The following is a 14,053-nucleotide window of genomic DNA, read 5'->3' on the forward strand; positions in this document are numbered from 1 at the left end:
ATGACGATGACGAGGAAAGGCAAGACGATCGAAGAGGTGTGGTCGGGTACCTGGGTCGCGGACCGGCTGGGCGTGGGCCTGGAGGACTCCGGTGACGGTCCGCGGCTGACGGAGCTGCTCGGACTGGCCCTGCGGCGCAACCCCAAGCGCGCCCACCTGCTGGTCTCGCAGGTCCTCGGCAAGCACGTCCCGCAGTCCCCGACCGTCGTCCACGATGCCGGCTTCCGCCTCGGCACACGCGTACGGGCGCTGCTCGGCGAGGACGGCGCCGCAGCCGCCGTGGTCCTCGGCTACGCCGAGACCGCCACCGGCCTCGGCCACTGCGTGGCCGACGGCCTCGGCCCGGCCCCCTACCTGCACTCCACCCGTCGGCCCGTGCCGGGCGTGCGGGCGGCCGGCGGCTTCGAAGAGGCGCACTCGCACGCCACCTCGCACCTGCTGCTGCCCGAGGACCCGCAGCTGCTCGCCGGCAGCGGGCCCCTGGTCCTCGTCGACGACGAGTTCTCCACGGGCAACACGGTCCTGAACACCATCCGCGACCTGCACGCCCGCCACCCCCGCTCGCACTACGTCGTCGTCGCCCTCGTCGACATGCGTTCGGCGGCCGACCGCGACCGGCTCACCGCCTTCGCCGCCGAGCTGGGCGCGCGCGTGGACCTGATCGCCCTCGCCTCGGGCACCGTCTCCCTCCCGGACGGTGTCCTGGCCAAGGGGCAGGCGCTGGTCGAGGAGTACGAGGCGACCGCCCCGCCCGAGCGGGACCGGGGCGGCTCCGCCGCCCGGGCGGACGCCCCGCGGCCGGTCACCCGCGTGGACCTGGACTGGCCGGCGGGCGTCCCCGACGGCGGCCGCCACGGCTTCACCGCGGCACACCGCACCCGCCTGGAGGCGGCCCTGCCCGAGCTCGCGGGGCAGCTCGCCGCCGCGCTGGGCGAGAGCCCCGGGCGGGTCCTCGTACTCGGCAACGAGGAGCTGATGTACGCGCCGCTGCGCCTGGCCAAAGCCCTGGAGGACGCGGGGGCGGCCCGAGAGGTCCGCTTCTCGACCACCACCCGCTCGCCCGTGCTCGCCGTCGACGATCCCGGATACGCCATCCGCACCCGGCTGGTCTTCCCGGCCCACGACGCCCCGGCCGACGGCCCCGGCGACCGCTACGCCTACAACGTCCACAGCGTGGACGGCGCCGGTTTCGACGCCGTCGTCGCCGTCGTGGACTCGGTCGGGGACACCCCCGAGCTGCACGCGGGACTGCTGGCGGCCCTCGCCCCGCACACCGGCCACGTAGTCCTGGCCGTCGTCCCGTCCTACACACCCGACCGGCGGGAGCCGAAGCCGATCATGACCGACCCGACCGCGCTGACTGAGTTGTCTGAGTTGTCTGAGCTGACCGACCCGACCGACCCGATCCTGCGCGAGCCCCTGCGCGGCCCCGCCTTCTCCTCGTACGCCCCCGAGGACGTCGGCTGGCTGCTCCAGGACTTCTCCGACGTCGAGCTGGAGGCGCCGACGGAGGAGCGCGAGGAGGCGATACAGGCGGGCGGCGCGCACTACGCCGAGTCCCTGCCCGTGGAGTACCAGCCGTCCCCGCAGTACCAGGAGCTGTACGCGAGCGCGCTGACCGCCTCCGCCGTCCGCGTGGCCCGCGCCGTCGGCACGGTCACCGAGACCGTCCTCGCCGAGCGCTCCCCGTCCCCGGTCCTGGTCTCCCTGGCCCGCGCCGGCACCCCCGTCGGCGTACTGATGCGCCGCTGGGCCCGCGCCCGCCACGGCCTGGACCTGCCGCACTACGCCGTCTCCATCGTGCGCGGCCGCGGCATCGACGCCAACGCCCTGCGCTGGCTGGCCGCCCACCACGACCCGGCCGACGTCGTCTTCGTCGACGGCTGGACCGGCAAGGGCGCCATCACCCGCGAGCTGCGCGACGCCCTCGCCGAGTTCGAGGGCTTCAACCCGGAGATCGTCGTCCTCGCCGACCCCGGCTCCTGCGTGGACACGTACGGCACCCGGGAGGACTTCCTGATCCCGTCCGCCTGCCTCAATTCCACCGTCTCCGGTCTCATCTCGCGTACGGTTCTGAGGTCCGACCTCGTCGGTCCCGCCGACTTCCACGGCGCGAAGTTCTACCGCGAGCTCGCCGCAGCCGACGTGTCCGTCGCATTCGTCGACACCGTCGCCGCCCACTTCGACGCGGTGGCCGACGCCGTCGACGAGGAGGTGAAGGAGCTGCTCGCGGCCGACCGCACCCCCACCTGGGAGGGCTGGGCGGCGGTCGAGCGGATCAGCGAGGAGTACGGCATCCACGACGTGAACCTCGTCAAGCCCGGCGTCGGCGAGACCACCCGCGTCCTGCTGCGCCGGGTGCCGTGGAAGATCCTGGCGCAGCGCGGCGCCGGGGCCGACCTGGACCACGTACGGCTGCTCGCCGAGCAGCGCGGCGTCCCGGTGGAAGAGGTCGACGGACTGCCCTACACGTGCGTAGGACTCATCCACCCCCGATTCACGCGCGGCGCCACCGGCGCCGACGGAAAGGCTGTGGCCTCGAAGTGACTGTCCTCGTAGCCAGTGATCTCGACCGTACGCTCATCTACTCGACGGCCGCCCTCGGCCTGACCATGCCCGACCCGGTGGCCCCGCGGCTGCTGTGCGTCGAGGTCCACGAGAGCAAGCCGCTGTCCTACATGACGGAGACGGCGGCGGGACTGCTGGCGGAGCTGACGGCCGACCCTTCGGTGGTCTTCGTCCCCACCACCACCCGGACCCGCAAGCAGTACCAGCGCATCCGCTTCCCCGGCCGCCCGGCCCCGTACGCCATCTGCGCCAACGGCGGGCAGCTGCTCGTCGACGGGGTACCGGACCGGGACTGGCGGCGGCAGGTCGCGGGGCGCCTGGCCGAGGAGTGCGCCCCCCTGGAGGAGGTGTACCAGCACCTGCTGGCCACGGCCGACCCGGCGTGGCTGCGCAAGGCGCGCCTGGCGGAGGACCTCTTCGCGTACCTCGTCGTCGAGCGGGCCCTGGTCCCGGACGAATGGCTCAAGTCCCTGACCCGGTGGGCCGAGGACCGCGGCTGGACGGTCTCCCTCCAGGGCCGGAAGATCTACGCCGTCCCGCGCCCGCTCACCAAGAGCGCGGCGATGCGCGAGGTCGCCCGCCGGACGGGAGCCTCCACCACCCTCGCCGCCGGCGACTCCCTGCTCGACGCGGACCTGCTGCTGGCGGCGGACGCGGCCTGGCGCCCGGGCCACGGCGAACTGGCCGACGCGGCCTGGACGGCGCCGACGGTGACCGCCCTGGCCACGGCGGGGGTCCTCGCGGGCGAGGAAATCGTGCGCGCATTCGCCCGGGAAGCGGCCCGACTGGGCAGACTGGACGCATGACCAAGGGGAACAGCACCAAGATCACGGATGAGCTCTACCGGTACATGCTCGACCACAACCCCCCGCTGGACCGGGTCCAGCGGGGGCTCGTGGCGACGACGTACACCAAATTCCCGGACGTGGCCGGGATGCAGTCGGCGGAGGAGCAGGGGCCGCTGTTGGCCTTCCTGGTGCGGCTGACGGGCGCCCGCCACATCGTGGAGGTCGGCACCTTCACCGGCTTCTCGGCCCTGTCGATGGCCCAGGCACTGCCCGCCGACGGCCGCCTCATCGCCTGCGACGTCTCCGAGGAGTGGACGCAGTACGGCCGGCAGGCCTGGGAGGAGGCGGGCGTCGCGGACCGCATCGAGCTGCGCATCGCACCGGCCCTGGAGACCCTGCGCGCGATGCCGACCGAACCGCACATCGACATGGCCTACGTGGACGCGGACAAGCAGAGCCAGATCTCCTACTGGGAGGAGCTCGTGCCCCGACTGCGTCCGGGCGGCCTGATCGTCACCGACAACACGCTGTTCCACGGCACGGTCCTCGACGACTCGGCCACGGGCGCGGCGGCCGGAGTCCGCGCCTTCAACGACCACGTGTCGGCGGACCCGCGCATGGAATCCGTCCTGCTCGCCATCTCGGACGGCCTGACCCTGTCGCGCAAGCGCTGACGTTCCCGCCCGGGATCAGCCGCAGCCGCCGCCACCACAGCAGCCGCCCCCGCCGCCGCCCATCGCGGGTGCGGGGGCGCTGCTCGTACCGCCCACGGCGACGGCGGACAGCAGCTTCACGGTGTCGGAGTGGCCTGCCGGGCAGTCGGCGGGCGCGGAGGACTCGGCCATGGGCCGGCTGACCTCAAAGGTGTCGTCGCAGGTCCGGCAGCGGTAATCGTATCGAGGCATGCGCACAGGCTAAGCGCGGCCGGCGCCGCGGCGCTACGTACGCCGCGGCTACGGACTGCGCTGCTACGGACCGCGCGGCGACGGGCAGCGCGGCGACGGGCAGCGCGGCTACGGGCAGCGGCCGTGCACCACGGGGGCCCGTCCCTGAACGCGCCGCACCCGGTCCTCCCGGGCCGCCTGCTCGGGGTGGCGGGCCCGCCAGTACGGATTGTCGTGCGGCAGGGCGCTGCCCACCCGTCCGTACATCCCGAACCACATCAGCATCACACCGACGACGAAGCTGAACAGCACGTTCTGGATCTTGAAGGCCAGGAAGTTCAGCTCCGTGTCCAGCAGCGCGAGATTCACGAACCCGCTCGCGATGAACAGCACGCCCAGCACGATGTTCAGGGTCGAGGCGAAGGTGCCGCCCACGACCATCCCGTAGATCAGCAGTGCACCGATGCAGATCGACAGGACGCTCAGCGCCCCGTTGGTGTTCAGGGCGAGCACCGTGTCTCCGCCGGTGTCGAAGAACCCGATCTGATTGACCAGCCCCAAGATCCCGAACACCACCAGCAGCAGGCCCGTCAGCCCCGCCCCGACCCGATACACCTGGCCGAGCTTGTGGTCGGTGGGCAGATGATCGTCGAGCTGTGCGTTGACGGGATGCAGCACGCGTGCCATGCGCCGCGAGACCGTGTCGGCGAAGCGCGGTGGGACGGGCGCGTTGGGATCGGGCTCGTGGGCGACGTAGGGCGCGTAGTGCTCATGCGGCTCGGTGCACCCGTACGCCGCGTGAGCCACGTAGGGCTCATGAGCCACGGGAGGCTCGTGGGTGGTGTGGGCAGCCATGGTGCCCTCCTCTGCTCCGTTCCCGGCACCTCCCAGCATCCGCCGCAGGCCGCCCGGAAACAACCGGGTGCCCGCAGGGGGCCGCCAGGGCCGTCTCCTCCGGATCATGCCGGGGCATTCGCGTACGTCCAGCGCCACCCGGGGAGATGCACCGCACCGGACGACCGGGCCGGGCCCATCCGGCAAGATCCGAAAGGGTGGATTTAGGTGTGCCCGCGCTCGGCCCGGATCCCGCTCACCACCCGGTTCACGGCAGCTCGTACGTCCGCCATCTCCAGCAGGAACGCCCAGTAGTCCGGATGCCGCCCCTCCAACGCCGAAAGCGCCCGGGCCACCCGCGCCACCGCATCGTCCAGCGGCTGCGCGTGCCGCGGATCCGGCACGCTGCGCCCCGCCATCGCCAGCCGCTGCGCGTCCCGGATCGCGAAACGGGTCCGGTCCACCTCCGCCTGCGGATCCCGTGCCACCGCCTCCAGCCGCGTCAGCCGGTCCTGCGCCGCCGACACCGCCTCGTCCGTAGCGTCCAGAGAGCCGCGGACCGCCTCGATCAGCGCCCCCACATCGGCCCAGCGCTGCTCGTCCCGGGCCCGGCCGGCCTCCAGCAACTGCTCCTCGGCCCGCGCCACGTCCCGTACCGCCTGGTCCGGCACGTGCTGCAGGTCCTGCCAGCACGCCGCACTGAACCGCCGCCGCAGCTCACTAAGGACCGGATCCACCCGGTCCGCCCGGTTGCGCAACGCCTGCGCCCGCGTCCGCAGACTCACCAGCCGCCGGTCGATCTCCGCCGCCCGCTCGGGCAGCCGCGCCGCCTCGGCCCGTACGGCCTCCGCGTCGCGCAGGATCCGGTCGGCGCGCTGCACCGTCTCCTGCACGCCGTGCTGGGCCGCGCCCTGGTTCAACTTGGTCAGCTCCGGGCCCAGGGCCGCCAGCCGCGCCGCGAGGTCATCGGCCCGCATCCCCTTGGCCCGTACGGCGTCCAGCGCCTCACTGGCCCCGATCAGCGCGGTCCTGGCCCGCTCCCGGGCCGGCGCCACCCGCGCGAGTTGCGTCTCGGCCTTGTCCAGCAGCGGCTGCAGCCCCTGCGCGAACCGCTCCAGCTCCCCCTGGACCCGCACCAGCTCGTCCCGGGCCCGGGTCAGTTGCTCCCGTGCGCGCGTGGCGACCGAGGCCTCCAACTCCGCCCGGTCCAGGTCGTGCGCGTCGACCGCCTCGATGTAGACGTGACTGACCTCGTCGATCCGCCGCCCCAGCGCGGCGAACCCCTCGGTCGCCTGCCGCGCGGCGGGCGACCCGTCCGCCGCCGCGATCGTCTCGATCGAGATCCGCAGGTCCCGCTGCGCCGTGTCCAGCTCGTAGAACGCGGCCGCGGCAGCATCCTTCGCCGCCTGCGCATCCGCCCGCCGACTCTCGTCCCGCCCGCCGAACCACCGCCGGGATGCCGTCGTCACAATCCCTCTCCCGTACCGCGTCCGCCATGCCCCGGTCCATTCTCTCCCACGGGAACGGGTTTGCGTGGGGGGTGTGCCTGCCATGTAGGCTGTCCACTCATCCACGGGTGCGTAGCTCAGGGGTAGAGCGCTGCTCTTACAAAGCAGATGTCGGCGGTTCGAAACCGTCCGCGCCCACCAGTACGAAGGCCCCCCGCCGATCATGGCGGGGGGCCTTCTGCATCTCCACCCGACATCAACGGGGACGGCCAGGGACGAGCACGTCGGCCGGGACCGGATCAGGTCGATGGACGGTCGAGCGTCCGAGCCTGAGCAGCACCATGGCCTCCGGCGCGATCAGCATCTCGGGAGCGGCGGTGGTCATGACGCGACTCCTTCCAGGGCGAGTTGGTCGTGCATGCCTTCGCGGGCGGTCTGGCGGTTGAGCTGGATGCCGCGGGCGATGGTGGTGGTGAGGACGGATTTGCCGGGGGAGTGGCCGTGGCGGCGCACTTCAGGGGGGCGAGGGCGAGCGCGGTGTCCGGCTCGACGTCGCCGAGACCGCGGGGGAGCACTGCGGACTGCCCGGAGGCGGCCAGCGGCGAGGGCGGGGTGGCCTCTTGCGCACGGCCGGCCGACTGCCAGGCTCGATTCGGGCCGGGCGCCGTACCCCCGCCGTCACGGATGACGGGAGCGTGAGGCGAACGCGCCACCGGGAACGGGTTGGCGGGGAGCAGCTGCTGCCGCGATGTGGTGCCGGCCGGTGTGGTCGTGGCTGATGAGCGCGTCGTTCAGCCGTTCTCCGGCAACTCGTCGGCCCCCAGCCTCAGTGGCCGTAGACGTGCCCGCGCACCAGGGGGTCGTTCTCGAGAATGAAGTCCGATACCTTCCAGAATTCACTCAGCTTCGGATGCTGCAGGGCGGCTTCACGATCGAGTTTGAGGCCGAAAAGAGGCCCGTCCGGGTTGGCGAGGCCAGCGGTCACCAGGGTGGAAGCAGGCGTGGACTGTCCCGCTACCGGGCCCACTCGGCAGGCGAACGCAACGTGATCATTCCACTCGTCAGGGCCCACGCCCCACGTACCAAAGATCACGTCTATCCATGCGTCGTGGTCTCGGTCGGAGTGGTGATAGCAGTTTGCGAAGTAGACGGCATACGGGCTTCCGCCCGCGTAGACGTAGTCCCAGGCCCGCTCAACGGGGGCGTTGCAGCAGTCGCACATGAACTCGCGAGTCTGGCGGTCGGGGCCGAAGGTCAGCAGCATGCCGGACATCATGCTCGAAGCCCTGACGGGCCGAGACGGCAGGTCGCCATCAGGCGCAGTTCTGGAGGCCGCAGCGTCGTCGCCGTGCCCCGTACGTGCCCGATCGAGCAGGGAAGCACGGGGAACGCGCGGGGATCATGGCCAAGGAGCGGGCCCCTGGCCAGCCGAGGCGGTTTTCGGGACCGACCAGGGCTGAGGGGTGAGGGGGCGAACTCGGTAGGCATTTCCCGCCACTGACCACTGACCACTGACCACTGACCACTGACCGCTCGACCGGAACCGCCAGATCACACCATCGAACTGCTCCCGCAACCGCTCCGGGTGCGGGCCGTACCTACCGATCGGCAGGTACGGCTCGATGAACTTCCACTGCGCATGCGTGAGTTGGCAAGGCGTCACGTCACGGTCTCAGTCCTCCTGGGTTCCACCTCGCGCAGGGGTCAGAACCCAGGAACTGATCACGACACCACGAAAACCCTAGTTCCCCTGGGCGAAGGCGGACAGATCCATGAGGTCGTCGATGATGGAACGGCCGGTCCTGTCCACCGGCTCCAGACGGGCCACGAGCTCAAGGCTGGCCGTGATGTCGGGATCCTTGATGCGGTCCTCGATCTGCAGCAGTGCGTCCCGCAGTCGTTGCCGGTGTTCTGCGACGTGGCCGGCCACGGCGTCAATGAGCAATTGCCCCTGCTGCAAGGCGGCACCGGCGAAGTCGGCACTGGCCTTCTGGACCTCTTGGTCGAGCTGGCTCTTGCGTTGGTCCCGAGCCTGATCGAGCACGGACCTACGTGCCCGCAGTCCCCTGGCGGCCACTATGACGGCTGCTCCCGCCAGCGCCACCCCGCCCGTGATGGCAGAGAGCGACAGACTGGTCATGAGGGCGGCGGAGCTTGCGCTGCCCAGGGCACTGAGAATCGTGACGGCGGCCGCGCTGTTCTGAAGCACTCCGTAGACGTCGTACCTGCGGCGTTCGTCCAAGGAGGAGAGGAGTTCGCCGGGCTCGATGCGAGCCTCCGGGACTAGGCGTGTGGCGTGCTCCTCATGCAGTTCGCTGCGCAACAGGGCCCGGGCCCGGGTGTCGAGTTCCTCCAGGTGCTGTGCCCACACGGTGGCCGGCCCTTGTTCCGTCGTCATCCACTCGGTGAACAAACGCGTCTGGCGCACCTTGACCTCGGCGAGGTGTTCTGCGCCCAGGTGCCCGCGGTCGATCAGGGCGTCCAGCTCCGCGTGGAAGACCGCCTTGAGTTCAACGAATCGCTGCCCGGTATCGCGAACATGGCGGTTCAGCTCGTCTTCCAGTTCGGTGCGGATGTTTGCCGCAGACCGTTCTGTGTCATCCAACCGGTCCTGCAAGCTGGCCCGCTCCGCCTCCAGCTGTTCTACCGACACCTGATGGGTGGCAAGTACATCGGTGACGTAGCGGTGCTTGGTGCGGACGAGCCGGAACGCCTCAGTCGCGATCTTCCCCAGGTGGTATTGACCCGTCCCGTTCTCGATCAGCTCGGTGAGACGATCGCGCAGAGCGTCCATCCGGCTTTCGCTGCGGTTCCGCTGCGCCGCCCGCGTATCGCCCTCGGCTTCGTCCAGGTCGGCCTGGGCCTCCCAAGCGGGTGACACCGGAAGGAAGCCCTCGCCGATGAACGCAGCTCCCGTCCCGCCCGGCGCTGAGAAGCGCTCGCTCAGATACGCGTTGTTGGTGTCCTGCGCCGACCGCCAGCCCTCGCGGTTGTCATTGCCGAGCTGATCGGCGCGGTCGATACCGGTCAGCACCCACAGCACCGGCTTGCCGCTCTGCAGGTGATGGTTGTACAGATCCGTCATGAGCTCCAGCTCGCCCGCGGTGAGGGTCGAGGTCCCCTGGGTCACGTAGATGAAGCAGTCGGCCTCGGCCCAGGCGTTGCGCATGATCTGCTCGTGCACCGGATTCGGAGACTCGGCACCGGGTAGATCGAAGAATTTCGCGGGGAGCAGTGCGTTCTCGATGAGCAGTTCGATCTGCTCGACTTCCAGCTGATAGTGGTCGGGGAGACGGTTGGCCCGGTCACCATCGGCGGCACCGTAGGCCGCGACGACGCCCGGCGCCAGGTCAGTTCCGATCTCGACCCACTCCCCGTCGGAATGTCCGACGAACCTGACGCGCAGCACTCCCCGCCCGGGCGCATACACACCGTTGTCCGCATGGACCGGACGCACCGTGGACGGACATGCCGTGGTCGGGGTCGGGGAGGACGGCAGTATGCCGATGTACTGCTTGTGGTAGCCGCCGTCCGGCTGCTCGAACCGCATGTATCGCAGGCCCTTCTGCAGGCCGCTGATCAGAAAGCTCTTGCCGGACGACTGGCGGCCCAGCAGTCCCACATTGAGAAGCGATGACAGCGCGCGCCCCCGCTGACCGCGTAGATCGCGCACCCGTTCTTCGATCTCCACATCGCTGATCGCGAGACCTGGTATCCCCCGCAGGCCGTTCATCCAGTGCTCGCAGCGTTCAAGCGACCGCAGTAAGTCTTCGCGCACCTCATCGACACTCGCCATGGCCTAATCGATACACCAGATGGGGACTGTGCAGAGGGGGATTGTTCAAATGGCCTGGCTGTCGACGGATGGTCCCCAGTGAGGGACGACTCCGTCCGGGCGGACGCGCGGATCGAGGTGCGGAGCCTCGGGGGAGAGGTCGTCATCGAGGCGAACGCCGCGGGTCTCAGGACGCTCGCAGGGCATTTGCTCGTACTGGCCGGCGACGACGTTCCCGATGGAAGCCATCTGCACCTCGAAGGCGGCAACGGTCTGCCGGAAGGGTCCGCCGGCTTGGTCCTGGAGCGCTGCCACGACGAGTGAGGGCTCCCGGCGGCGGCCGCTCACCCGTCCCCGGGGCAGGGTGAGGTGCCCCGGCTTCTCTCCCCCCTCGGCGGATGCCGGACAACCGGTTTTGCTCGCCTATGGTTTGAAGTTGATCATCAGATGGTGTGAGCAGCGAAGGGGCGCGGACGTGCGCGGATTGAAGGGCGCAGTGGGGGCCGTCGGGCTGGCTCTGCTGCTCGCGGGGTGCGGCGGTGGCGCATCGGAGCCGGAGTCAGAGCCGCTCGGCAAGGACACCGGGATCCGGTACGACAAGTCCCAGGTACCGACGGTCCAGAACATGACCTGTGACCGCAAGCGCGGCTCGATCCGGTACGGGCTCAACGCCCACAAGGACGATTCCCTGCCCGAGCACAAGGGGGAGAAGGACTCCGAGGACTACGTCTGCCACGGCCCGGACCGGATCAGTCTCGCCGTCGGAGGGAAGACGGTGACGGCGCCGCACATCGCGGCCGAGTACGACCTTTACGGAGCCGTCCCGGACCCGCTCAAGACCGTCAAGACCGTGTACGGCGAATCCTTGGCGGACGACAACGAACGCACCCTGGTCGGCGAGGCGGAGACGGTCACCACCAAGACGGCCGCGATCACCTGCCAGAAGAACGTCTGGGAGACCTTCCCCATGACCACCTGCCTGTGGGCGAACCACGGCGCGGTCGGCGCGGTCGACTTCTTCCCGCCCGCGGGCCGGCACCCCGAGATCGCGGAAGCAGTCGCCCGGACCAAGGAACTCATCGCAACAGGCCTGGTGGAATCCCCCCGCTGATCTCGCGGGCCGGTCGTCACCGCGGTGGCGCGGCGGCCGAGCCCGTCCTGAGCGCGTCCTGAGCCCGTCCTGAGCGCGACCGGCCCGAACGGCGTCGCTTGGTTCCTCGCCCGGCAGTGACGGGAGGCCGTACGGCCACGTTCATGCCCGGGCTGCTATGCCCAGCTCCGCGAGCAAGCCGCGGATCCGCTCCTCGATCGAATCGCGGATCGGCCGGACCGCGGCCACGCCCTGGCCGGCGGGGTCGTCCAACGTCCAGTCGAGGTACCGCTTGCCCGGGAAATAGGGGCACGCGTCGCCGCACCCCATGGTGATCACGACGTCGGACGTCTGAACCGCCAGGGCCGTGAGCGCCTTGGGGGTTTCGGCTGAGACGTCGATGCCTACCTCGCGCATGGCTTCGACCACGGCCGGGTTCACGGTGTCGGCGGGGGCGGAACCGGCCGATCGGACGGTCACCCGGTCGCCGCCCAGGTGGGTGAGGAAGGCTGCGGCCATTTGGGACCGGCCCGCGTTGTGGACGCAGACGAACAGCACGGAGGGGACGTTGGTGGTGGTCATGGTCGGGGCTCCTGTGTCGAGGTGGATCAGTGGCCGGTGGCGGTGAGTTCGTGCTCGGCGCAGGAGGCGCGTGCGCGGTCCTTCGGCGTCGGGAGGCGGCCGAAGAGGGCGGCGAGCAGGAAGAGGCCGAGGGCGGCGCCGAGGAACTGGGCGGCGACGAACGGCGGTACGGAGGCGGGGGCGATGCCTGCGAAGGAGTCGGAGAAGGCGCGCGCGATGGTGACGGCCGGGTTGGCGAAGCTGGTGGAGGAGGTGAACCAGTACGCCGCGCCGATGTAGGACGCCACCACGAGCGGGCCGATTCGCTGCTGACCGGTGCGGGCCAGTCCGAGGGCGAGCAGGACCAGGCCGGCGGTCGCGACGACCTCGCCGAGCCAGAGGTGACCGGCGGACCGGTCGTGGGTGGAGAGCCGGGCGAGGGGCTCGCCGAACATCGCGTTCGCCAGGATCGCGCCGCCGATGCCGCCGGCTAGCTGCGCGGGTACGTACGCCGCCACGTCCCGCAGGTCGGGTCCGTCCTCGCTGCGGCGCCCCGTCCACCATGCGGCCAGGGTCACGGCCGGATTGAAGTGGGCGCCGGAGAGCGGCCCGAGCAGGGCGATCAGCACACCGAGGCCGAAGACCGTCGCCAGGGAGTTGGCCAGTAGTTGCAGGGCCAGGTCGTCGGTCAGCTCGGTCGCCTGGATGCCGGAGCCGACCACCACCGCAACCAGGGCGGCCGTCCCGACCAGCTCGCCCAGTGCGCGACGCCGCAGGGGTGCGGTCATCCGACCGTTCCCGCCGCTCCGGCGGTTACGGACGTTCCGGCAGTTACGGATGTTCTTGCCGCTCCGGCTGTTACGGCCTCGTCGGCGGCCTGGAGGAGCGAGGAGAGCTGGGCGAGGGCGGCGGGCAGCACCCAGTAGTAGACCCAGGTGCCCCGTCGCTCCGAGCCCACCAGTCCCGCTTCCCTCAGCACCTTGAGGTGGTGCGAGATCGTCGGCTGCGAGACGTCGAACGGGCCGATGAGGTCGCAGACGCACGCCTCGCCGCCCTCGTGCGAGGCGATCAACGAGAGCAGTCGAAGTCGTACCGGGTCGGACAGGGCCTTGAACATCTTCGCCAGAGCGGCTGCGGACTCCTCGTCCAGCGGCTTGCGGACCATCGGCGAGCAGCACGCTGCCCCATCGTCCTGACCGATCACGGGGAGCTCTGAATTCGACATCTGTCTATGTTGACAGTCATCTATTCCGGTGGCAACCTCGGGTTTGCCAGGCTGTATCGATGAATGTCGAAACAGGACCGATCGTGAAGATCAGGGAGACCGCCATGTCCCGTGTTCAGCTCGCCCTGCGCGTCGCCGACCTCGAAGGATCCATCGCCTTCTACTCGAAGCTCTTCGGCGTCGAACCCGCGAAGATCCGCCCCGGATAAGCGAACTTCGCCGTCGCCGAGCCGCCGCTCAAGCTCGTCCTCATCGAAGGGGAGGTCGGCGAGGAAACCCGGCTCGACCACCTCGGTGTGGAGGTGGGGGCCACCGAACAGGTCGCCGCGGCCGCCGCCCGGCTGAAGGGCGCGGGGCTGGCCACCTTCGAAGAGAACGACACTGCGTGCTGCTACGCCGTCCAGGACAAGGTCTGGGTCACCGGCCCCGGCAAGGAGCCCTGGGAGGTCTACGTGGTGAAGGGGGACGCCGACGTCCTCGACAAGGGCGCCGAGGGTGCCCCGGACGCCTGCTGCGCCGACCGGGCGCGGAACCCCGCCCCGACGGCCGCCACCGGTTGCTCCTGCGGAACCTGACGGGTCCGGCTCCGGCTCCGGCGCCGGGGGGCGTTGGGGTGCCGGGGTGTCGGGGGCGGGCCTCCGTCCCCGTGCGCAGCGGAGGAGGGCCGGCCCGCGAAGACCCCCGACCGGTCGCGGTCGGGGGTCTTTCGGGTGGTTCGCTCAGGCGTTGGGGCGCTTGCCGTGGTTCGCCTTCTTCTTCTTGCGTGCCCGACGCTTGTTGCCTCGCTTGGCCATGGTCATGGTCTCCCTCGTAGGCGACTGGTTCATGCCTCGGTCAGTCTAGGTTCGGTGTGATTCATCCGCATTTGGGAAAGTGGACG

The 14,053-nt window shown here is 70.5% G+C and carries 16 protein-coding genes, 1 tRNA gene and 2 pseudogenes; 7 read left to right on the plus strand and 12 right to left on the minus strand.

All coding sequences use genetic code 11. The features are described from left to right. Positions 1–6 precede the first annotated feature (6 nt). From OG207_RS29300 to OG207_RS29310, 3 genes are read left to right on the plus strand one after another with little or no spacing between them, the layout of a single operon-like run. Positions 7–2,547 (plus strand): phosphoribosyltransferase, encoded by a 2,541-nt coding sequence (locus OG207_RS29300; protein ID WP_329107962.1) that lies wholly within the window; start codon positions 7–9, stop codon positions 2,545–2,547. Further along, the gene (locus OG207_RS29305) at positions 2,544–3,374 is read left to right on the plus strand and encodes an HAD family hydrolase (protein WP_329102398.1); all 831 of its coding nucleotides are present in this window, start codon (positions 2,544–2,546) and stop codon (positions 3,372–3,374) included. Before OG207_RS29300 ends, OG207_RS29305 begins: the two co-directional genes overlap by 4 nt. Then, positions 3,371–4,030, plus strand: a complete 660-nt coding sequence (locus OG207_RS29310; protein ID WP_329102400.1) for an O-methyltransferase — start codon at positions 3,371–3,373, stop codon at positions 4,028–4,030. The genes OG207_RS29305 and OG207_RS29310 overlap by 4 nt, the downstream gene beginning before the upstream one ends. A gap of 15 nt (positions 4,031–4,045) precedes the next feature. Here the strand turns inward: OG207_RS29310 and OG207_RS29315 are convergent, their stop codons facing one another. The 3 genes from OG207_RS29315 to OG207_RS29325 form a co-directional block, all read right to left on the minus strand. Then, positions 4,046–4,261, minus strand: coding sequence for an FmdB family zinc ribbon protein (locus OG207_RS29315; protein WP_030715356.1), 216 nt, complete (start codon positions 4,259–4,261; stop codon positions 4,046–4,048). A 108-nt stretch (positions 4,262–4,369) separates the two neighbouring features. Then, positions 4,370–4,927: a DUF4383 domain-containing protein gene (locus OG207_RS29320; RefSeq protein ID WP_329107964.1), complete on the minus strand. Its 558-nt coding sequence runs from the start codon at positions 4,925–4,927 to the stop codon at positions 4,370–4,372. 371 nt (positions 4,928–5,298) lie between these two features. Beyond that, complete coding sequence (locus tag OG207_RS29325; RefSeq protein WP_329102403.1) at positions 5,299–6,543, minus strand: hypothetical protein; 1,245 nt, start codon at positions 6,541–6,543, stop codon at positions 5,299–5,301. A gap of 105 nt (positions 6,544–6,648) precedes the next feature. Here OG207_RS29325 and OG207_RS29330 point away from each other — a divergent pair. Beyond that, positions 6,649–6,723: transfer RNA gene (locus OG207_RS29330), tRNA-Val, on the plus strand. Positions 6,724–6,778: 55 nt separating this feature from the next. Here the strand turns inward: OG207_RS29330 and OG207_RS29335 are convergent. The 5 genes and pseudogenes from OG207_RS29335 to OG207_RS29355 form a co-directional block, all read right to left on the minus strand. Then, positions 6,779–6,907, minus strand: a complete 129-nt coding sequence (locus tag OG207_RS29335; RefSeq protein ID WP_329102405.1) for a hypothetical protein — start codon at positions 6,905–6,907, stop codon at positions 6,779–6,781. Next, positions 6,904–7,035 carry a hypothetical protein gene (locus OG207_RS29340; protein ID WP_329102407.1) on the minus strand — a complete coding sequence of 44 codons (132 nt, stop codon included), beginning with the start codon at positions 7,033–7,035 and terminating at the stop codon, positions 6,904–6,906. Before OG207_RS29340 ends, OG207_RS29335 begins: the two co-directional genes overlap by 4 nt. 313 nt (positions 7,036–7,348) lie before the next feature. Then, positions 7,349–7,786, minus strand: coding sequence for a hypothetical protein (locus OG207_RS29345; protein WP_329102409.1), 438 nt, complete (start codon positions 7,784–7,786; stop codon positions 7,349–7,351). A 210-nt stretch (positions 7,787–7,996) separates the two neighbouring features. Continuing rightward, positions 7,997–8,185 (minus strand): annotated as a pseudogene (locus OG207_RS29350) (hypothetical protein); the annotation flags it as partial. A gap of 78 nt (positions 8,186–8,263) precedes the next feature. Further along, a complete protein-coding gene (locus OG207_RS29355; protein ID WP_329102411.1) occupies positions 8,264–10,318 on the minus strand; it encodes a hypothetical protein in 2,055 nt (684 codons plus the stop codon). Positions 10,319–10,396: 78 nt separating this feature from the next. On the opposite strand from OG207_RS29355, the gene OG207_RS29360 reads away from it, so the two are divergent. Next, positions 10,397–10,621, plus strand: coding sequence for an Imm32 family immunity protein (locus OG207_RS29360; protein WP_329102412.1), 225 nt, complete (start codon positions 10,397–10,399; stop codon positions 10,619–10,621). 151 nt (positions 10,622–10,772) lie between these two features. Continuing rightward, complete coding sequence (locus tag OG207_RS29365) at positions 10,773–11,408, plus strand: hypothetical protein (RefSeq protein ID WP_329102414.1); 636 nt, start codon at positions 10,773–10,775, stop codon at positions 11,406–11,408. 141 nt (positions 11,409–11,549) lie between these two features. Here the strand turns inward: OG207_RS29365 and OG207_RS29370 are convergent, their stop codons facing one another. Genes OG207_RS29370 through OG207_RS29380 form a run of 3 tightly spaced genes read right to left on the minus strand, consistent with a single transcriptional unit; the run spans position 11,550 to position 13,173 of the window. After that, positions 11,550–11,969, minus strand: a complete 420-nt coding sequence (locus tag OG207_RS29370; protein ID WP_329102416.1) for an arsenate reductase ArsC — start codon at positions 11,967–11,969, stop codon at positions 11,550–11,552. 26 nt (positions 11,970–11,995) lie between these two features. Continuing rightward, positions 11,996–12,736 (minus strand): aquaporin, encoded by a 741-nt coding sequence (locus OG207_RS29375; protein WP_329102419.1) that lies wholly within the window; start codon positions 12,734–12,736, stop codon positions 11,996–11,998. Further along, a complete protein-coding gene (locus OG207_RS29380) occupies positions 12,733–13,173 on the minus strand; it encodes an ArsR/SmtB family transcription factor (RefSeq protein ID WP_329102421.1) in 441 nt (146 codons plus the stop codon). Before OG207_RS29380 ends, OG207_RS29375 begins: the two co-directional genes overlap by 4 nt. Positions 13,174–13,277: 104 nt before the next feature. Here OG207_RS29380 and OG207_RS29385 point away from each other — a divergent pair. Next, positions 13,278–13,748, plus strand: a pseudogene (locus OG207_RS29385) (ArsI/CadI family heavy metal resistance metalloenzyme). 144 nt (positions 13,749–13,892) lie between these two features. Here the strand turns inward: OG207_RS29385 and OG207_RS44125 are convergent. Further along, positions 13,893–13,967: a 50S ribosomal protein bL37 gene (locus OG207_RS44125; protein ID WP_100661309.1), complete on the minus strand. Its 75-nt coding sequence runs from the start codon at positions 13,965–13,967 to the stop codon at positions 13,893–13,895. Positions 13,968–14,053 lie beyond the last annotated feature (86 nt).

The sequence above is a fragment of the Streptomyces sp. NBC_01439 genome (genome assembly GCF_036227605.1).
Classification (GTDB): Bacteria; Actinomycetota; Actinomycetes; order Streptomycetales; family Streptomycetaceae; genus Streptomyces.